This window comes from Methanolobus sp. ZRKC5, assembly GCF_038446525.1.
Classification (GTDB): domain Archaea; phylum Halobacteriota; class Methanosarcinia; order Methanosarcinales; family Methanosarcinaceae; genus Methanolobus.
The window spans coordinates 2,341,693-2,361,451 of record NZ_CP151792.1 but is presented as its reverse complement, the minus strand read 5'-3'; the positions used below and the strand labels follow the sequence as shown (position 1 = coordinate 2,361,451).

The window sequence follows — 19,759 nt, the reverse complement described above, 5'->3', positions numbered from 1 at the left end:
TTCCCTAATTTGATGAATGTTAAACTCTCTGGAAATCAGTGTTCTTTGAACGAAGAGCAAGGTCTTTTACGTTAAAGCCACGCATTTCAAGATATTCTCTTGTCCAGCCACTGATTACAGTGGGTGCCAGATGCAAGTCTTTCACATCTTGGTAGCCACAAAGGAACATTGCTACTTTGAGTTCATTCAGCATATGCTGAATGCTGCTTACAACCTCATCTTTCCCTTTCAGTGCCGGCTCAACAAAAGGAAGCGCAGCACTTGCAACTGATGCACCAAGTGCGAGTGATTTTGCAATATCCAGTCCCGTTCTAATTCCACCGGTTGCGATTACTGGTAAAAACACGCTGCATTCCACTATGCTTGGAACGGTAGGTATGCCGAAATCCCAGAACAATTCGCCTAGTAATTCAGATTCCAGATCTTTTCTTTCCCTGGCACGATATACTTCCACACCGGACCAGCTGGTACCTCCCACACCACCTACATCTATGGCAGATGCTCCTGCATCTTTGAGGAGTAATGCGTCTTCATGTGATATGCCTGCACCTGTTTCTTTAATGATAACGGGTACTGCCAGTGAACATATCTCCTTTATAGTTTCAAGTGCTCCAGAAGCATCTCGGTCACCTTCTGGCTGTATTGCTTCCTGAAGGAAATTCAGATGAATTGCAATGGCATCTGCATCGATCATTTCAATGATCTTCTCTACACCTTCAACGCCATATTCTCGTATTTGTGCAGCACCAATATTCCCATATACAAATGCACTGGGTGCTTTATCCCTGACAATGCTGAATGATTCTTCCTGTAAAGGATCTTCTATGGCTGCTCTCTGGCTTCCAACGCCAATTCCAATCCCCAGTTCTTCTGCAGCTTCTGCAAGTGCAGCATTAACAGGTTTTGTATCCGGATGTCCACCGGTTATGGATGCTATCATAAAAGGTGCATTTATTTCCTTTTCCAGAAAACGGACAGACAGATCGATCTCATCCATGTCCATCTCTGGCAAAGCCCTGTGTACCAGCATTACATCCTTGAATCCTGGTCCAATTTTCCTTGATTCTACCGGGCTTGAAGCGCATAACTCTAGATGCTCTATCTTTCTCCTGGAAGTGCTCATAATAATACCTTAAGATCTATATTGTTCAGACACCAGAAATTGCGGTGCCGATATTCTGTCCTTTCAGGAAATCGGATATGTTCCCTGAATTGCCTGCATTGAATATATAAGAAGTGCTACTTGACTGCTCACTAAGATTTAAAAGCTCAAGTACTTTTCCCAGCATACCGCCAGTGACATCAGTATTGGATGACTCTCCAAGGTATTCCTTAACTTCATTGAAGTTCTCATTGCTGATGTGGGGTATCACTTCATTTTTATTATCAAGTACACCTTCTTCAGCACTTCCGATGCCAATTCTTGATGCTTTCATCTGGATTGCCAGATATGGAACTATCTGGTCTCCTGAAAGGACCGAAGTTCCAAGTTCAGTGTCCATTACCATGTCTCCATGTAACACAGGAACAAAACCGTTTGCAAGCATTTCCTCTATCTGCTCAAGGAACATACTCTTTATTCGGCTGTTTTCGGATACCGCACAGGCCATTGGGTGCACTGGTAATGCATTAACCCCTGCAGAGTTAAGGGCTTTGACAACCATTGTGTTTAGTTCCCTTACGGACATGTGTGTTATTATCGATCCAGCGTGGTCGAACTTTCCTGTCAGGCCAAAACGTTTGACCTGTGGATGGCCGAACGAACCGGCTCCATGTACGATGATAAGTTTACCGTTAAAATCTGCAATTTCACTGGCAATACGCTCAATTTCATTTAATCTTGCAGCACCGTCATCAGCACTTTTGTCTGTAATGACACTGCCACCGATCTTTAAGATGGTGATACTATTGTTATCCATTTAATGACTCCAGTCGTACGCCTTCTTCTGTATTTTTAGTAATAATAGCTTCTCCGCCTGCTTTCTCAATGGCTCTTGAAATGGCCATTGCATTTTCGTTCTCTGCAAGTGCAACCATGCATCCTCCACCGCCGGCACCTGTTATCTTGGCACTTATAGCACCATTTTTGCGTGCTGCATATACCAGGGATGAAAGTTCCGCACTTCCGACACCAATGGCATCGAGAAGTCCCTGGTTTACATTCATAAGCTTGCCAATGGTTATGTAATCATTCTGATTAACGAACTTTTCAGCAAGTGTGGACATCTGGCCAATATTGGAAAGTATTGGGTCAATTACAGAAGGAAATTCGCTGCGAAGGTTAGCAACATTTTCTACAAGCTCCTTTGTTGAGGAGAACTTGTTCGTATTGCCGACCACAATTGGACATTCGATAAGTTGAAGCTTCTTTCGTTGGGGTATCATCACAACACCACCCATGGTACTCACATATGTGTCTGTGGGGCTTGCATTGCCCTGTACTATCTTTTCTATTTCATGTCCGGTCTTCGCAATATCTTCAAGCGAAAGGTCACATTCATATAAGTGGTTCAATGCTTGTATACTGGCAATGGTTACTGCGGCTGATGATCCAAGCCCGGAACCTACGGGAAGCTCGGATTCGATATTTATTCTAACTCCTTCTATGTCTGCATACTGGCGCATTTTTTCGATGACATGGGATACATAGGGATGTATCTCAAAATCCAGTCCGGTGGTCCCAAGGGCCGATTCAATTATTATATCATTATTTTTCTGGACATGGACCTTTGTGCGTAGCTCTATTGCACAGCAGATGGCGCTTTCGCCGTACACTACTGCATGTTCACCAAAAAGGTAAACTTTTCCGGGTGCAGAACATGTGATCATAGAATGTCCTTTTTATATTGATATTTATTCCAGAGTGATTGCCGCGTATCCGACAACTCCTGACATGTCTCCGGTTACGTCTCCGCTGGTTGCATATTTCAACAGTGAGACTTTCCTGGCACCAAATTCTATTGTGGCTGCTAACATTGCTGCTATCGGGCCAAATCCGCATGCTGAAATATTCCTTTCTTCCTTACGTCTGTAAAATTCAGGAATATCCATTTCAAGTATTGGCTCGATGAGGTACTGATCATTATCGCTGGCAATTTTAGCAGATTGGTAGTGAGTAAAATCACTCGACGCGATGAACACCACTTTCTTTCCTGAGGTCTTAACGGCCCTTGCAATTTCTTTCCCTACTTCTATTGCGGTTTCTTCATCTTGAAGACCCATACATACAGGAAGGATCTTGAAATCACTGCCAAACCTGTGCTGCAAAAAAGGTATCTGCACTTCAATAGAATGCTCATAATGGTGGGCAAGCTCATCAAAGTCTATGATAGTTCCCGCAAGCAACTTTCCAATTTCTATGTCTGTTTCAACAACTCCAAGAGGAGTCATCCAGGTATCCTGGGACATTGCCACAGCAGATCCGTATCCTGTATGATTTGGTCCAAACAGGATATAGGTGTCTGCTCTAGGTAATTGGGCATATGCATGTGCTGCCACCTCACCCGAATATATGTATCCGGCGTGAGGTACAACAGCACCAAGAATCGGCTTTTCTGAAATTGCCAGATCCTTGAAGCACCTGCTAAGTTCTTTTTTAAGACTTTTCGGATTATTCGGATAGAACTGGCCGGCAACGGTTGTCTGTCTCATACTACTGATCACCCCATATTCTAATAAGGGTTTTTAATATATTTGTAGTATGCTTCACACAGAGTTGTCAGTTCAGACTCCTACTTCAAAGTCTTCAAGCTCATAAGTGAACATTGAATCGTTGGCCTTTGCTATCTCTCTTGCAAGTAACCAGTATACAAGGGAAAGTGCTTTTCTTCCTTTGTTGTTGGTTGGGATAACAAGGTCTACGTTAGATGTCATGTTGTTTGTGTCACAGAGTGCAACAACTGGGATGCCAATGTTTACGGTCTCTTTGATGACCTGTGCATCTCCGGTTGGGTCAGTAACAATTACTACATCTGGTTCACAGAATTGTTCAATTTTCGGGTTTGTGAGAAGTCCCGGGATAAATCTACCGACCATTGACTTAGCACCGATGGCCTTTGCGAACATATTTGCAGGGAATTGACCGTACTGCCTTGCAGAGACAACAAGGACTCTTTGTGGTTCATACTTTGAAAGGAACTCTGCTGCAAGTTTAATTCTTTCATCAGTTGCCTGGATGTCGAGTACATAAAGACCGTCTGTCCTTACACGGTAGACGAATTTCATCATGTTTTCGGTCTTCTGCTGTGTACCAATGTGTACGCCTGCTGCAAGGTACTCATCTATTGGGACAAGGGATGTAGTTTTTGCTTCTTCGTTTACTTCCTCTGTCACTTCACTTGCTTCATTGATTATAGTTTCCTCTGTTGAATCCATAAAATCACCTATTTATCAAAATTTCGTTTAACAGTAATCGGGGTAACCCCTAGTTCGAACTCTCTTTTGGCAAGAAATAATGAGTTCATACTTGGGTCATCTATAAGAACTGGAGCTCCCATTGAAATCTGCAGTGCTCTGGCACCAACAATTCTAGCCTTTTCATACCTGGTATAGTGTTCTGTAGTCAATAGATCACCTTATCAAAATCATAATGAAAATATCAATAGTCCATTTATCGACAGCTAATCCTATTGCTTACAAAAAGTGTTCCTGTATGGATAGCCATTAATGGGGTCAATGATAGTTATTATAAATATTTTATTCGGAATCCCTCCGAATGTGGTCGTATGTATGTCCTGAACAGTAGGTTTCCTATAAGGTGCCATGGGCCAGCTGAGATTTAAACTCAGATTGCAGCGTGTTTCGCATAGTAAATAGTTATGTCCCAAACGCTAAAGGATGGCCCAGACTACCCTACGGTCCTTACTGGTATGGGGCAAGCGTATCTACTAGCTCGACGTGTGAAAGGATCATCCTTCGGCAACAATAGCGAGTGACACCAAGATCATTGAGCACTACTGCCGGGTCTTCTCCTTCATTTACGCGCTGTTTGTACTCTTCCCAGCAATTTGAGATTACTTTTCCACAGCTGAAACATCGAACTGGTAACATATTCTATTGCCTACCTGTATGATTTCTGATATCTGGCACGTGCACCTGGTCCACCAAACTTCTTGGTTTCCTTCTGCCTGGAGTCGTTTACCAGGAGGTTACGGTCGTATGCCATGTATGTGTCCCTAAGGTTTGTGTCATTGGTCCAGTCTACAATGCCTCTGGCGATTGCAGTCCTTACAGCACTTGCCTGGCCGATTATTCCGCCACCGCTGACAACAACGTCTATATCAATTCCGTTTAAAACTTCACCTGCAAGCATTACTGCTTCAGTGATTTTGAACTTTGCAAAATCAGGGTCGTATATTTCCAGTGGCTTTTTGTTTATGCGCACCTTTCCGTTTCCCTTCTTAACTGTTGCACGTGCAATAGCTGTCTTCTTCTTACCTGATGAGGTTATTACTTTAATGGACATTATAATCTTCCTCCTTATTAGAACTTAGCACCCAGTTTTATACTGACATCGCCAAGTCTGAGGTATTTGTTTGAGCTCAGGCGGTCCATGCTTGCCTCAGCAATTCTTACACTTTCCTTGTCCTTGAATTCCATTGGAATACCTACGTACACTTTAAGGCGACCCATTGCATCTTTTCCTCTTGCACGTTTGTATGGCAGCATTCCTCTTACAGTTCTTTTGAGGATTCTGTCTGGTCTCTTGGGGAAGTATGGTCCGTATTCGGGCTTTCCTCTTTTCAGAGTTTCGTCATACTCTCTTAATGTAGTGATCTTTGAACCAGAAATTACTGCTTTTTCAGCATTGATGATATCAATTTCTTCACCAGCAAGCAATTTCTTTGCCACAGTGCTTGCAAGCCTACCCATAATGAGTCCGTCTGCATCGATAATTGTCATCTTCTTCACCTACTGTAAGATCCTTATGCCAGATCCCTTCGGGTTCTCTTCTAAAATCTGTTCAATTGTCAGGCATTTACCGCCAAGACCTGTGATCTTTTCCATTGCAGTTACACTGAAATTGTATGCTGCAACTGTGACTGCTTTCTCAAGGAGTCCTGATCCAAGTACTTTGCCTGCAATAAGGACCGTTTCTCCGTCCTTTGCATACCTGTTGATCTTACTGAGGTTTACCTGTGCGTAATTCCTTCCAGGCTTTTCCAACCTCTTTGCCACATCTCTCCAGATAGCAGCGTCGGTCTGACGTGACCCTTCCTTCAGTGCTGCAATAAGCACAGGAGTGCGAGGGTTTGTCTTTCTTTCAATTTTGACTTGTGTAGTCTTGCTCATATTGTTCCTCCGCAAGATTATGTCTCACTCACGCATTATATGCGTTCGAACATCCGTTAGGTGTCAATTAAGTAAGAACATGAGTTGTCTGTAGAATCAGACTGCTTTTGAATAACACTAATAGTACATAAAGATTATGTGGGATTTTGGTCGTCACTAAAAACATTGCTATACACTTTGTCGTATATTGGCTCGATGTCACATCCAAGTTCTTTTGCTGTTAGCAGACCAGCAACCTCTATATCTATAAGATCATCGAATAGTTCCTGTTTCTTATTGATAAGTGCAGTTGTATCTCTTGCACTTTTTCCGCAATTTGCAACTATCAGGGCTATTATATCCTCAATGGTTGATCTATCTTTGAAGATTGATTCAGAAGGCTTGAAACCGTGTGGTATCTCTATTGTACTTATGTCAAAATTAGGAATTAATTCTGCCCCGCTAAATTTCAACAAATGGGCACCTATGGCCCTGTCTCTTACCTTTGATGCAACATCAGGTGCCATCCACTTAAGGTCAAAAGAGAGCACAAATTCAAAATCCTTGATCGAAAGTGAATTCTTGTTATTTCTTTTGAATGGGGTTGCAGCTACAAGCATCAATTCGTCCATTAGGAACCCCTTCGAAGCTCGTCAATAATTGTGTCGGCAACCCGGCCACATTCTGTTCTCTTCGGACCGTCTATATGATTTATCTGAAGTACCAGTAGTTCATATTCGAGAATGGCTCTCACAAGATATATGTCACCTCGAAATGGTACACGGTTATACTTCCCGTCAAGATAACTATACCTTAAGTGAACCCTGAAATCCATTATTCCTTCTCTTTCAATGGTATCCAGTACTTCATCCACCGTATCATAATTAAGTGGGGCAAAATCGATGCCATTGGTTACGACTTCCACCGCAATTTCCCTCTTAGCCTGTATGCGATGTCCTCTCTGAGTAACAGACTCAGTGACAAACATGCCGAATTTTCCGTCCGTGTTTGCCATCACTTTCACAAAAAAAGGTAGGTCCGAATGGTAGCGGTACTTCTGTTCAAATTCCACATTTCTGTGGGGAAACCGATGATATATCCGTTTTCGCATCATTTAAACTGCTACCATCCTTTATATTTTAAATAAATCTCTGTTTGTCTGACTTATAAATGAATGAGTTTGGCATCGATTATTCCTTCAACCGATCTCATTTCTTTTAGTATTGGATCTGGAACCTCTGAATCAACATTAAGTGCCATTATGGTCGTTCCGCCAATATCTGCTCTTCCAACTTGCATTCCAGATATATTTATATTGTTCTTTCCAAGCAATATGCAGCATGGTCCGATCACGTTAGGTTTGTTAATGTGTTTTGCTACTATCATATATCCGGTTGGTATAATATCAACATGTTCCCCGTTGATGTTGATGATCTTTCCTTTGCCACCAACTACGGTACCTATGATCGATACTTTCTCTTCATCCATTGTGATCTCTACCTTTATTGTTGAAGTGAACTCTTCTGTAGTTTCAGATTTACTTTCAACAACTTCCACCTTCCTTGATTTTGCAAGGGAGCTTGAGTTTACATAGTTGACAGCTGAACCAAGTGCGACCTGGAGCATACCTTTTAGTGCAGCAACAGTTATCGGTCGTGTGTCTTTCTCAGAAATGTCCCCGTTGTATGATATTTCTATCTTTTCATAGTTCTTGCCAAGAAGTTGTGCACATGCACTGCTCATTGTTTCAGCAAGCTGGATATAAGGTGCAAGCATGGTCATGATCTCTGGTTTGACCGATGGTATATTGATAGCACTTTTCGCAGGTCCGCCGTTAAGTACAGACACTACTTCTTCGGCCACAGAAACCGCGACATTGATCTGTGCTTCCTTAGTTGAAGCACCGAGGTGTGGTGTAGCTATCAGGGTCTTGCAATCAATAAGAGGGCTGTCAAAAGGAGGTTCATTAACGAACACATCAATTGCAGCGCCTGCTATCTTGTTAGTGTTCAATGCATCTGCAAGTGCTTCCTCATTGATGATTCCGCCACGTGCACAATTGATGATCCTTGCGTTGCTTTTCATCATCGCGAACTCTTCAGCATCAATTATGTTTCTGGTCTCTTTGATAAGCGGTGTGTGAACAGTAATAAAGTCAGCCTGTTTCACTATCTCATGCACGGACATCATTCTCACACCCATTTCCTCTGCTCTCTCATCTGAGACAAAAGGATCGTATGCTAAGATATCCATGTTAAGTCCCTGTGCTCTTTTTGCAACCTCAGCACCAATTCGCCCCAGCCCGATTACACCAAGGGTCTTACCATTGACCTCTATGCCCATGAACTTGCTGCGCTCCCATTTTTTGGACTTGAGTGACTCATTGGCCTGTGCCACATTCCTTGCCAGCGCCATCATCATTGCAATAGTGTGTTCTGCCGCGGAGAGCATGTTTCCTTCAGGTGCATTGACAACTATTATTCCTTTTTCCGTAGCTGCCTCTACATCTACATTATCAACTCCAACTCCTGCCCTGCCTACTATCTTCAGCCTGTCAGCTGCCTCTATGACCTTTCTTGTGACTTGTGTACCACTTCTGATAACAAGTGCGTCATATTCTGGTATCTTTTCAACGAGCTCTTCTTCGGAAAGTCCTGTAAGGACATCAACTGTGAAATGTTGTTGAAGTATCGTTAATCCCTGTTCTGATAATGGATCACTAACTAGTACTTTCATTTTGTATATCTCCGCAGATAAATGCAATATAATTAATTACGCATTTTGATTTAATGTGGTTAGGGACTAATACAATTATCTCTTTTATAATTGTTCACATACCGTCCTATGCTTCCCTAGTTCTTTTCAAGCTATTTTAATCTATTTTGAAAATGCGCCATTTTACATATACTTGTCTCTTTACCATCTTAAATACATATTATCTTTGATTTCAACTGCAAAGCCATTTTACTTTTGTTACCGGAATAAATAGGAACATATATATAAAAGACTCTATAATAACCTATCAGGCCAATGATAATCAATTTAGGTATTTAAAAATGCTAAAATAATTTTTTTCATAACAGGGTTGTATATGAGGAAAGAAGTAAAAATAGTATTAATATCAATCTCCTTTGGTCTTGTATTCTGGATCATAGATGCTTACCTAGTACATTTCTTACAAAATGCAAGCATCTTGCCTGATTATTTATCGCAAAAGATATTTAACTATGACCATTATGTCAGGTCATTTGTCTTCATCGGCTTCCTTTTGTTTGGCATGACCGTTTCCAAAATGTCCCAAAAATGCCAGTCTGTTGAAAGTGAACTACTTTCACAATTGAAATTTGAGAATATTGTCGCAGAGATATCTTCTCATTTTATTGGAAAAAAATCAGAGCATATAGACACTGGAATCCATCTTTCCCTTAAGAAGATAGCTGAATTTGCAGGTGCTGATCGCAGTTACTTAATACTTTTTTCAAAACATCGGTACAAAAATGATACAGTGTACAAATGGCACGCAGAAAATATCGATAATGCCTATGTGGACAATCTCTCTGGAAGAAATTTTCCATGGTGGATGGAGAAACTAAGGAATCCTGATATACTAAACATACCAGATGTATCAAAATTACCGGCAGAAGCAAGCAAAGAAAAAGAAGCTTTGCAAAAAGCGGGAATTATGTCTGCACTGTCTATTCCTCTTCAATCCAATGGTTTGTTGATTGGTTTTCTGGGATTTGATTCCTTCAGCCAGAATCGGATATGGCCACCAAATCACATAAAACTCATGAGGATAATTGGAGATATTTTTGTAGACAGTATAGAACGAAAAAAAGCTCAAGAATCTGTTGTTAAACACAAAGAAAGGCTCATAAGGGCACAGGAAATATCACGTACAGGGAGCTGGGAAATTGATCTGCGCACAAAAAAGCATTTTTGGTCTGATGAGATGTATCGGATCATGGGCTTTTCACCCAATGAAATATCAATTAACAAGGATCTCTATTCTACTTTCATACACCCGGATGATCGCAGTTTGTTCAATTCCTGCTTAGACAAGGCACTTTCAATTCCGGGTTACAAATTCGAAGTTAGGACCAAGGTAATAAAGAAAAACGGTTCAATTTGCATCCTTCATTCTCTTGGTGAAGTAACTTGGGATAATAATGGCAAACAGGTTCTTTTTCTGGGAACCACCCAGGATATCACTGACAGATCACTTGCAGAAGAAGACCTTCAAAGAAAAAACCGTAACCTGCTGATTTTACAGTCCACGGCATTGATCGCTGCAAGTTCAATGGAGATGGAGGATTTCTTAGATGATATTCTCAATGAGGTACTTTCTTATCTAGGGTGCAATTCAGGTGTGATTTGTCTTTGTTGTTCCCCGGACAAGAGTTTAAAGGTTTGCTCATCGAACGGAATAAAAGACGAGCTAAAAGGAGAACTTAACGGTATCAATTGTGATGATTCCCTATTCCGGACCATTCCCGATTTAAAAAAGAGTACATTGGTCACAGATAAGGCAAATGATATTCAGGGTAGCCTGAAAAAGTTTAACGTGAACGAAAATGCCGGAAGATTTGTTTTTGTTCCTGTTATTTCCCGTGAAGATCTGGTTGGTGTCATATTATTGTTCCCCGATGATGCGATTATTATCTCAAACACTGACCTTGATATACTTGGTAACGTAGGTCATCAGGTTGGTATCGCTGTTGAGAATATTCGTCTTGTTGATGAAACCAGAAACGCATATGAAGAGCTGAAATCTCTTGACAGGATGAAAGATGAGTTTGTAGCTAATATCACCCATGAGCTCAAAACACCTCTCATCTCCATTAAAGGGTATAGTGAAGCTATTTATGACGGACTTCTTGGTGAGCTTGATGAAAAACAAAAGAAGTGTATGAAAATCGTTGTTTCTAATTCAGAACGCCTTGAGCAGTTAATAGAGTCTTTGCTTAACATGAATTCTCTTTACTTTGAAAAATATCATGTATTGTCACCTATTCATCTTAAAGAAGTTCTTGATAATTCTATATTCGGCCTCCATAGCAAGGTGGAAGAAAAGGACATTCAGCTAAACACAGATTATTCTTTTGATATGAACCTGGTATATGGTAATTGTGAATTTTTACAGTATCTTTTTGTTTATGTTCTGGATAATGCAATAAAATTCTCTTCACATGGCTCTATAGTTTCTATTTCTATCAAGGAAGATGTTAATAGTATTCATGTGGACATAAGTGACCATGGTATGGGAATCCCCAAAAATTGTATGGACCTGATTTTTGACAGGTTCTATCAGGTTGATGGTTCAGCCACACGTATCCATGGGGGTAATGGTTTGGGTCTTTATCTTGCAAAGAATATTGTGGAATTGCATTCCGGAACAATTGAGGTTGAAAGTGAGGAAGGCGTTGGCACAGTTGTCCACGTGTCCATTCCTCTGTACAACCCGGATATTCACGATTAGAAAAAAGCCATTTTCTTATATTTCCTCAGTTATCTGCAAATCGGAAATATACTCTCCTGTTGTTCTTTCCTTTATTCTCGGCTTTGATTATCTCTATATGGGGTATATCACCTGTATTTGCGATGTGAGTGCCACCGCATGCCTGTGTATCCACATCAGGGATGCTGATTACCCTAATATCATCAATTTCCGGAGGGAATGCATCTTTCAGCTTAATTACAGAAGGGATCTTGAATGCTTCATCTCTTGGCATAATAGTAATAGTCACAGGTATCTTGCGGTCTATTACTTCATTGACCTTAGCTTCGTAGGACTTTATCTGCTCCCGGTCAAAATCTTCCAGATTGAAGTCTACACGGGTCTTTTCTTCTCCCAGCTGGTTGCCTGATATCTTAGCCCCTGTCTCATTGTGTATTATGGCACTTAGTATATGGCAGGCTGTGTGGTATTGCATGAACCTGTATCTTCTCTCCCAGTCGATAATTCCCTTTACCTTATCTCCTGCTTTCAATCCTGTTGCTGTAACCTCATGGCTGATATTGCCCTCGAATTTTGCGACATAGCTCACAGGGAATTCAGTTCCATCCTCTTTTACCAGCATTCCGGTGTCATTTGGCTGTCCGCCGGAATTAGGATAGAATGCTGTTTTATCAAGTACTACGAATTTGTCGTCCTTGACACTCTCAACCATTGCATCGAATTCTTTCAAGTAACAGTCAGTAAGGTATAGTTCTTTCATGGATACAGGTAAAGATCCTTTCCATAATTAATTTTTTGGATATTCTACAAAAGTCACAAAAGCATCATATATTAGCTGTACCCTAAAATTATTGAGAAAATGGATGACAAAGAAACAAATGAAATCTCTCTTTATCCTCTCCTTCTGGTGAATTTTATCGGCACCATGGGGCTTAGTTTAGTCTTGCCTTTTCTCATATTTCTTGTTGAAAGGTTCGGTGGCAATGCACTGATATATGGTATTATGTCTTCAATGTATCCTGTTTTCCAGTTAATAGGCTCTCCACTTTTGGGACGATGGTCTGATACATATGGCAGGAAAAAAGTTCTTTTTCTCAGCCAGGCAGGCACTCTTTTGTCATGGATCATTTTCTTCATTGCTCTTTTTGTACCGGTAGCCGTGCTGGTGCCTGTAAGTTCCGGGATACTGGGAACTTTCGTAATAACGGTTCCACTTGTTCTTCTCTTCATTGCAAGAGGATTTGACGGACTTACCGGGGGTAACGTTTCCGTTTCAAACGCCTACATCGCTGATATTACTAAGGATAAGGACAGAAGCAAGAATTTCGGTAAAATGTCAGTTTCCACAAACCTTGGCTTCATAGTCGGGCCTGCACTTGCCGGAATTCTCAGTGTGACCATATATGGTGAAGCTCTGCCGGTGCTTGCAGCCATTCTCATATCCCTTGCAGGCGTTATAATGATAGCACTCTATGTCCCAGAGTCTCATAGATGCGCTTTAAAGAACAAGATTCCGATGGAATTATCCGCAATGTCTGACAAGCCGGGTGGATGTGTTGACGCCACACCTATACAAAAGCAGAAGTTCAGGGATGTGATGAAATTGAAACACATACCTTACATGTTCCTTATTTATTTCCTCATCTTCCTTGGTTTTAATACATTCTATACGGCTTTCCCGGTACATGCAGCAAATGATCTTCAATGGAGTATTGCAGAGCTTGGTTTCTATTTTTCTTTCTTGAGTATCATGCTTGTGATAGTTGAAGGGCCGGTACTCTCATACGTTTCCAAAAGATATTCGGACGTGTTTCTGATAATATCAGGGAGTCTGATACTCGGAAGCAATTTTGTGCTTCTGGCCTTTGGTAGCACATTACTTACGTATGTGGCAGCGATATTTTTCGCAGTTGGCAACGGTTTCATGTGGCCTTCCATACAGTCCATGCTATCAAAACTTGCAGGAAATAAAAATCAAGGGCTTGTTCAGGGAGTTTCAGGGAGTTTTATGAGCATCGCCAGTATTCTGGGACTAATCGGAGGCGGTTTCATCTATGAACTTATGGGAAGAGGAGCGTTCATAGTATCTGCGCTTATAATCTATCTTGTATTTGTACTAGCCCTGCGTCTTCGCTCCTTTGATTTTTCAACTGAATAGTATTTTTTGAAAAAAAATTATGCTCTTATTTGAGCATATACTTCACATCGTAACTGCTTGCAGGATAGGCGTACATGGGTTCCCTTACCTGTTCAGCGGTAAGTCCTGCCTTTATGGCCAGAGTGAAAAGATTGATAGTATCTTCAGCATTTGGTCCAATTACGTGCGCTCCTACTATTTTTCCGGTATCTTTTTCAATAATGATCTTGGATGCAGAAAACCCAAGGTTCGTTTTCTTTGCAGAATAATACTGGCTCATGTCATTGAATAGAACTTTATGTCTGTCAGTAGCATCCTTTTCCATTATTCCTACTGCTGCAAGTGTGGGAATGGTAAATACTGCAGAGGCTATTTCTGTGTAGTCTGCTGTATGTTTGTTTCCATCCAGTATATTGGATGCAACTATGTGTGCCTGAAGACTTGCAGTAGGGGTAAGTGCAGGTCCGGGGATTATACAATCTCCTGCGGCATATACTGAAGGATTTGATATGCTTTGCAGATATTCATTGACATCAATGGCTCCATGTTCGATATCCACTCCACCTTTTTCAGGTTCAAGGCCATCTATGGCAGGAACCCTTCCAAGTCCGTGGACCACCATGTTGCATTCATGGACGATATCTTTCTGCTTTTTACTGTCATAAGCGCTTAATTCAAGAGAACCGTTCTTTTTTTGGCATTGTTAATTAAACATAGCTAGTTCTTTATTCCTATATTTCATCAAGAGCAAAACGGAGATTTTTAGCATTTCAAGACTTTTAGTATAACACTTTGACTTTCTCCTTAGTCTTGCCAGGAAATGCCTAAATATGCTGTTGTATCCTTCAACAGTATATGTTTCTGCTTTTGATCGAGTATGGATGTTTCTGGGGACTAACTTGGCATATGCCCTCCAATAATCCGTCATTACTTCCCCAACCTCTTTTGTCTTTAACTTTTTCCAGAGTTTTTGTCCTGTTTTTGTTCCTCTGCTGCCAAAAGAGCAATCGATGAATTTCTTCCCATATCTATCAACAGCAATCCATATCCAGCAGTAGTTTTTTTATTCCCAATATAAGTATGCATCTCGTCCAATTCCACAACAGAAATCTCATTTTCACTTTTTAGATCCTCTAATTCACTACCAAATTTTCGAATCCATTTTTGAACAGAAACATGACTAACGCCCAAAAAACGTCCAATTGAACGAAATCCCAACCCCTCCAGATAGAGTTGTAAAGCCTGTCGCTTAACAGATACGGGGCTAGCGGTGGATTTTATATCTACTGAATAGTTGTATCCACAATCATGGCATTTGTAGCGTTGTCGACCATCAATCCTACCGTTCTTCTTATGACTGGAACTCTTACACTTTGGACAATTCATATATAAAAAGAGGCCATCATATTATATAACGATGTTTAATTACCAAAGCCAAAACGTTGATTGATGTAATATTTGCCTCTGAGAAGAGAAAGAATATGCTCTTGTTACTACAGGATGGTCCAAAAGAAATGAAGACAATCCTAAAGTCATTAAAAACAACAAGAACAGCATTACTCCCACAGGTTAAGATTTTAAGAAATCATTTCCTTGTCACTCAATCCGGAGATGTTTACGAATTGACGACTATGGGAAAAGTTGTAGTTGATGAAACAAAACCTTTCCTGGAAACTATTGATGCTCTTGATCAGAATGAGGAATATCTGGCATCTCATAATATAGATTGTATTCCCAATAATCTTTTGAAAAGAATAAACGAAATCAAAGATTGTGAAATAATAGAACCTAGTTTACTGAATACATATGAAGTCAACAAGATATTTTCTGAAATGGCTAATAAATCAAATTCATTATTCTTTGTAGTTACTTTTATGCATCCTGATTTTCCTTTAATTATGTCAGATTATGCAAAAAGAAACATAAAAGTTTCAATGATACTCAACAAAGAGCTTTTTGAAAAACATAAGAATGAGTGGTATGATGAATTTAAGCACTTTCTTGGGTGTGAAAACATCAAATATTACGTCTGTGAAAAAGATATAGAACTTTTGCCATTATCAATAAGTGATCAGCGCTTTGTTCTGAGATTATTGTCTAAAAATAATGAATTTAGTAACAAACAACTATACTGCTACAATCCTAAAGCACGTCAGTGGAGTAAAGACCTTTTCAATTATTACTTGAAAGATTCAACAGCAATAACTGAAATATAGAATCTTTTTGATTTGTATGCTACTACATTCTTATGATAATAGTTTATATTCAGTCCTGTTTTCAGCCCTACGTATTTTAGTTATGTGCATATTCATAAACCTTCTTCTCACCAATATTTGTTAGCCTAGTTTCCACAATTTCATGTTTAGAAAAAAATGTTTTCAGGAAAGAAAAATAAATAGTACTGCGTAGTGGAGATATACATGTGTACATGTGAAAACTTTCGATAGCTATATCTATAAAAGGCGATTTATTAGGAATATTATATGACTCTGTGTTATTTTTGGTTGCAGTAGACAGATAATTGGATTTACTGGCAGGATGTGCAGTGCATGAAAAAAATGTTGACCGATGTAATGTTTGCATCTGAAAAAAGAAAAAGTATGCTTTTATTGTTGCATGAAGGTCCCCAGGAAATGGAGACTATTCTAAAGTCACTAAAAACAACAAGAACGGCATTGCTTCCTCAAGCCAAGATTTTAAAAAATTACTCCCTTGTAACTCAATCCGGAGATGTTTACGAATTAACTACTATAGGAAAACTAATAGTTGATGAAACGAAACCTTTCCTGGATACTATTGCTGCTTTTGAGCATACTAAAGGCTATTTTGCATGCCACGAAACTGAATTCATTCCCCCTCACCTATTAAAAAGAATAAATGAAATTAAGGATTGCAAAATAATAGAACCCAGTTTGATCAATACATATGAGATCAACAAGGATTTTATCGAAAAGGCTAATGAATCGAGTTCACTGTCTTTTATATTTACTTTTGTACACCCGATCTTCTATCAAATACTCTCAAATTTTGCAGAAAAAAACAAAGATGTTCATGTAATAATCACCGAAGAATTATTTGAAAAACTCAAAGAAGATTGGTATGAGGAATTCAAAGAGTTAATTGATGGTGGTAAAATTAAATTTTACATTTGCCAGAAACATATGGAACTGTTATCCTTGTCAGTAAGCAAACATTGTTTTAATTTAAGGTTGCTTTCCAAAACGAATGAATTTAGTAACAAGCAATTAGCCTGCTGCAACCCCAGAGCAAAACAATGGAGTAAAGATCTTTTCGAGTATTACTTGAAGGATTCAACGGCAATAACTAAAATATAAAATTGCTTTTTGTACTATTCCGTTACTCTAAAAAAAGTTCGTGGTGCGGGAGATGCGATTCGAACGCATGAACTCCTACGAGACTAGGCTCTGAACCTAGCGCCTTTGGCCAGGCTGGGCAACTCCCGCATTGTGAATGGTGTTTACTAGTGCTTTTTCTAATTAAACTTTGTGTTCAGAAAATAGGATTTGAGGAAACTGGCGACTACTTACGCCATCAGTTTCATTAAAAGTGCTTTCTGGGCATGCAGGCGGTTCTCAGCCTGATCGAAAACAACTGAATGAGGACCATCCATAACCTCTGCACTAATCTCCTCGCCGCGGTGTGCAGGAAGGCAATGCATCACTATAACATCTGCTTTCGCCTGCTCCACCAGTTCAGTGTTTATCTGGTATGGAGCAAGGTCTGCAAGACGTTTATCACGTTCATCCTCATCACCCATGGACACCCAGACATCTGCATAGATAATATCAGCATCCTTTGCAGCCTCCTTTGGATCATTGGTGATAGTAATGTTGCCACCAAGCTCTCTTGCAAGTTCCACAATGTCCTCATCAGGTTCATATCCGGGAGGACATGCAACCACAGCCTCCATTTCCATAAGAGCACAGCCGATAATAGCTGAATTACACACATTATTCCCATCGCCAACCCATGCATATTTCAGGTCAGAGAGCTTGTTCTTGTACTCGCGGATAGTGAGCAGGTCAGCAAGTATCTGACATGGATGCTCCTTATCCGAAAGTGCATTGATAACCGGAATTGAGGAGTGTTCTGCCAGTTGTTTCACCGTCTCATGGCTGTAAACTCTTGCAATGATACCGTAGAGATATCTTGAGAGCACCTCCGAGGTATCCCCAACCGTTTCACCACGACCAAGCTGCATATCCCTGGCATTCAGGTATAATGCATGCCCACCAAGATCACACATAGCAACCTCAAATGAAACACGGGTACGTGTAGATGATTTCTCAAATATCATACCAAGGCTCTTGTTCTTCATCAGATCAGTGACCTTGCCTCGTAAGCGTTTTTCCTTCAGGTCTTCTGCCATATCGAGTATCTCAATAATCTCATCATGAGTCAGATCAGCCATTGAAATAAGATGTTTCATATTATCAACCCTCATTAAATAACTAATAATCTTACTGTCCACGTATTTGGTTCATGTGGTCAATGCGCCTCTGGATAAGAGCTGCTTTACCGATATCACTTCTGTAATGAAGATCACCAGAAAGATTCTCCAGGGCATCCTGGGCTATCTTTTCAGCATTTTCAATTGAATCTGCAACACCTACAACAGCAACAGACCTTGATCCGGTGGTGTAGACTTTTCCATCCTTCTCGTAAACACTGGAATAGAAAATTATGGCACCATCAATGTCCCCGACAACTACTTCCCTGTCCTTTGTCGGCTTGTCAGGGTAGCCTGCAGGAACAGCATACTTACAAACTGTTGCCTTCTTACTGAACTTTACATCCAGCTTATCAAGCGTACCGCTTGCCATTGCAGCAAGCACATCCACATAATCAGTTTCAAGCAAAGGCAACACATTCATTGCCTCCGGATCACCGAAACGTGCGTTAAACTCAATGACCCTGGGACCATCCTTTGTGATCATGAACTGACCATAAAGCGTACCCTTGTACTTCTGCCCGGTTTCCTTGTAGAGCGCCTTTACAGTATCCACCATTATCTGCTTTGAACTTTCAACATCTTCAGCAGTAAGAAAAGGAAGAATCTCACCTGGTGCATTATAAGAGCCCATACCACCCGTATTAGGTCCAAGGTCATTCTCAAATGCCCTCTTATGATCCTGTACTGTTGGCATGAAAGCAAGGTTCGTTCCATCTACAAAAGCCTGCAGGGTGAACTCCTCGCCAACAAGGTTCTCCTCAACAACAACGCTACCCTGATCGAGCAGACTTGCAGCATATACCTTTGCTGCCTCAACATCAGGCAACTGGTCACCCATTACCTTGACACCCTTTCCGCCTGTAAGGCCGGATGGCTTGATAGCAACATTTCCGAGTTTATCGATGAAAGCATCCATAGCATCCTTATCAGTGAATACATCAAAGACAGGACAGCCGTCAATATTGTTATTTCTCATGAAATTGCGTGCCCATGCCTTATCAAACTCAAGCTGTGCAACTTTTTGCTTTGGACTGGCAACACTGATACCCGCATCCTCGAGCGCATCTGCAAGACCAACTGCAAGAGGTGCTTCCGGACCAACTACAACAAGCTCAACATTCTTTGATAATGCAAATTCGACGACTTTCTCAACATCTGTTTCTTTCTCAAGGAGGAAATCCTCACATAGTGCAGCAATACCCGGGTTCTTCTTTGACATCACCACATAGATGGACGGATCATTCCTGCTTCGTGCTATTGCTGCTACGATAGCATGCTCCCTTCCGCCGCCACCAACTACTAATACATTCATATATCAAACCTCATCATCAGAAAATTATTATTAATGATATGCAGATAAGCCGGAACTTAACTCAATATCTGTTATTATTTCCTATTTTGTTAGGAATCAGAATATCAA

Annotated in this window: 22 protein-coding genes and 1 tRNA gene; 4 read left to right on the top strand and 19 right to left on the bottom strand. The window is 40.6% G+C overall.

Annotated elements, in window-relative coordinates:
- Positions 1-19 precede the first annotated feature (19 nt).
- The 13 genes from fni to serA all read right to left on the bottom strand — a co-directional run bounded on the left by fni (position 20) and on the right by serA (position 9,006).
- Complete coding sequence (fni, locus tag WN948_RS11660; RefSeq protein WP_342306467.1) at positions 20-1,129, bottom strand: type 2 isopentenyl-diphosphate Delta-isomerase; 1,110 nt, start codon at positions 1,127-1,129, stop codon at positions 20-22.
- Between the two features lie 19 nt (positions 1,130-1,148).
- Positions 1,149-1,919 (bottom strand): isopentenyl phosphate kinase, encoded by a 771-nt coding sequence (locus WN948_RS11655; RefSeq protein ID WP_342304368.1) that lies wholly within the window; start codon positions 1,917-1,919, stop codon positions 1,149-1,151.
- Positions 1,912-2,829 (bottom strand): mevalonate kinase, encoded by a 918-nt coding sequence (locus tag WN948_RS11650; protein ID WP_342304367.1) that lies wholly within the window; start codon positions 2,827-2,829, stop codon positions 1,912-1,914. Before WN948_RS11650 ends, WN948_RS11655 begins: the two co-directional genes overlap by 8 nt.
- A 24-nt stretch (positions 2,830-2,853) precedes the next feature.
- Positions 2,854-3,651 carry an MEMO1 family protein gene (locus WN948_RS11645; RefSeq protein WP_342304366.1) on the bottom strand — a complete coding sequence of 266 codons (798 nt, stop codon included), beginning with the start codon at positions 3,649-3,651 and terminating at the stop codon, positions 2,854-2,856.
- Between the two features lie 72 nt (positions 3,652-3,723).
- On the bottom strand, positions 3,724-4,374 hold the full coding sequence (rpsB, locus tag WN948_RS11640; RefSeq protein WP_342304365.1) for a 30S ribosomal protein S2: 651 nt from the start codon (positions 4,372-4,374) through the stop codon (positions 3,724-3,726).
- A gap of 8 nt (positions 4,375-4,382) precedes the next feature.
- Positions 4,383-4,565 carry a DNA-directed RNA polymerase subunit K gene (locus WN948_RS11635; RefSeq protein ID WP_342304364.1) on the bottom strand — a complete coding sequence of 61 codons (183 nt, stop codon included), beginning with the start codon at positions 4,563-4,565 and terminating at the stop codon, positions 4,383-4,385.
- 295 nt (positions 4,566-4,860) lie between these two features.
- The gene (locus WN948_RS11630; protein WP_342304363.1) at positions 4,861-5,049 is read right to left on the bottom strand and encodes a DNA-directed RNA polymerase subunit N; all 189 of its coding nucleotides are present in this window, start codon (positions 5,047-5,049) and stop codon (positions 4,861-4,863) included.
- A gap of 10 nt (positions 5,050-5,059) precedes the next feature.
- Positions 5,060-5,464, bottom strand: coding sequence for a 30S ribosomal protein S9 (locus WN948_RS11625; RefSeq protein WP_342304362.1), 405 nt, complete (start codon positions 5,462-5,464; stop codon positions 5,060-5,062).
- A 17-nt stretch (positions 5,465-5,481) separates the two neighbouring features.
- Positions 5,482-5,901: a 50S ribosomal protein L13 gene (locus WN948_RS11620; RefSeq protein ID WP_342304361.1), complete on the bottom strand. Its 420-nt coding sequence runs from the start codon at positions 5,899-5,901 to the stop codon at positions 5,482-5,484.
- Positions 5,902-5,910: 9 nt separating this feature from the next.
- Positions 5,911-6,291: a 50S ribosomal protein L18e gene (locus WN948_RS11615; protein WP_342304360.1), complete on the bottom strand. Its 381-nt coding sequence runs from the start codon at positions 6,289-6,291 to the stop codon at positions 5,911-5,913.
- 134 nt (positions 6,292-6,425) lie between these two features.
- Complete coding sequence (locus tag WN948_RS11610) at positions 6,426-6,902, bottom strand: DUF2240 family protein (RefSeq protein WP_342304359.1); 477 nt, start codon at positions 6,900-6,902, stop codon at positions 6,426-6,428.
- Entirely contained in the window at positions 6,902-7,285 is a 384-nt protein-coding gene (locus WN948_RS11605; protein ID WP_342304358.1) for a hypothetical protein, read from the bottom strand. Before WN948_RS11605 ends, WN948_RS11610 begins: the two co-directional genes overlap by 1 nt.
- A 149-nt stretch (positions 7,286-7,434) precedes the next feature.
- A complete protein-coding gene (serA, locus tag WN948_RS11600) occupies positions 7,435-9,006 on the bottom strand; it encodes a phosphoglycerate dehydrogenase (protein WP_342304357.1) in 1,572 nt (523 codons plus the stop codon).
- A 355-nt stretch (positions 9,007-9,361) separates the two neighbouring features.
- On the opposite strand from serA, the gene WN948_RS11595 reads away from it, so the two are divergent.
- The gene (locus WN948_RS11595) at positions 9,362-11,749 is read left to right on the top strand and encodes an ATP-binding protein (protein ID WP_342304356.1); all 2,388 of its coding nucleotides are present in this window, start codon (positions 9,362-9,364) and stop codon (positions 11,747-11,749) included.
- A 25-nt stretch (positions 11,750-11,774) separates the two neighbouring features.
- Here the strand turns inward: WN948_RS11595 and alaXM are convergent, their stop codons facing one another.
- The gene (gene alaXM, locus WN948_RS11590; protein ID WP_342304355.1) at positions 11,775-12,488 is read right to left on the bottom strand and encodes an alanyl-tRNA editing protein AlaXM; all 714 of its coding nucleotides are present in this window, start codon (positions 12,486-12,488) and stop codon (positions 11,775-11,777) included.
- A gap of 99 nt (positions 12,489-12,587) precedes the next feature.
- On the opposite strand from alaXM, the gene WN948_RS11585 reads away from it, so the two are divergent.
- On the top strand, positions 12,588-13,886 hold the full coding sequence (locus tag WN948_RS11585; protein ID WP_342304354.1) for an MFS transporter: 1,299 nt from the start codon (positions 12,588-12,590) through the stop codon (positions 13,884-13,886).
- Positions 13,887-13,911: 25 nt separating this feature from the next.
- Here the strand turns inward: WN948_RS11585 and WN948_RS11580 are convergent, their stop codons facing one another.
- Positions 13,912-14,505, bottom strand: a complete 594-nt coding sequence (locus tag WN948_RS11580; protein WP_342306466.1) for an FAD-dependent oxidoreductase — start codon at positions 14,503-14,505, stop codon at positions 13,912-13,914.
- Positions 14,506-14,568: 63 nt separating this feature from the next.
- Positions 14,569-15,251, bottom strand: a protein-coding gene (locus WN948_RS11575; RefSeq protein ID WP_342303728.1) for an IS1 family transposase whose coding sequence is annotated in 2 segments (ribosomal slippage) — positions 14,569-14,922 and positions 14,925-15,251 — 681 coding nt in all. Because the reading frame shifts where the segments join, the coding sequence is not laid out codon by codon here.
- Positions 15,252-15,307: 56 nt separating this feature from the next.
- On the opposite strand from WN948_RS11575, the gene WN948_RS11570 reads away from it, so the two are divergent.
- On the top strand, positions 15,308-16,081 hold the full coding sequence (locus WN948_RS11570; protein WP_342304353.1) for a winged helix-turn-helix domain-containing protein: 774 nt from the start codon (positions 15,308-15,310) through the stop codon (positions 16,079-16,081).
- A 333-nt stretch (positions 16,082-16,414) separates the two neighbouring features.
- Positions 16,415-17,200: a winged helix-turn-helix domain-containing protein gene (locus WN948_RS11565; RefSeq protein WP_342304352.1), complete on the top strand. Its 786-nt coding sequence runs from the start codon at positions 16,415-16,417 to the stop codon at positions 17,198-17,200.
- Between the two features lie 41 nt (positions 17,201-17,241).
- Here WN948_RS11565 and WN948_RS11560 read toward each other — a convergent pair.
- The 3 genes from WN948_RS11560 to purD form a co-directional block, all read right to left on the bottom strand.
- A tRNA-Leu gene (locus WN948_RS11560) sits at positions 17,242-17,329 on the bottom strand.
- 80 nt (positions 17,330-17,409) lie between these two features.
- Complete coding sequence (argF, locus tag WN948_RS11555; RefSeq protein ID WP_342304351.1) at positions 17,410-18,315, bottom strand: ornithine carbamoyltransferase; 906 nt, start codon at positions 18,313-18,315, stop codon at positions 17,410-17,412.
- 31 nt (positions 18,316-18,346) lie between these two features.
- Positions 18,347-19,651 (bottom strand): phosphoribosylamine--glycine ligase, encoded by a 1,305-nt coding sequence (gene purD, locus WN948_RS11550; RefSeq protein WP_342304350.1) that lies wholly within the window; start codon positions 19,649-19,651, stop codon positions 18,347-18,349.
- Positions 19,652-19,759 lie beyond the last annotated feature (108 nt).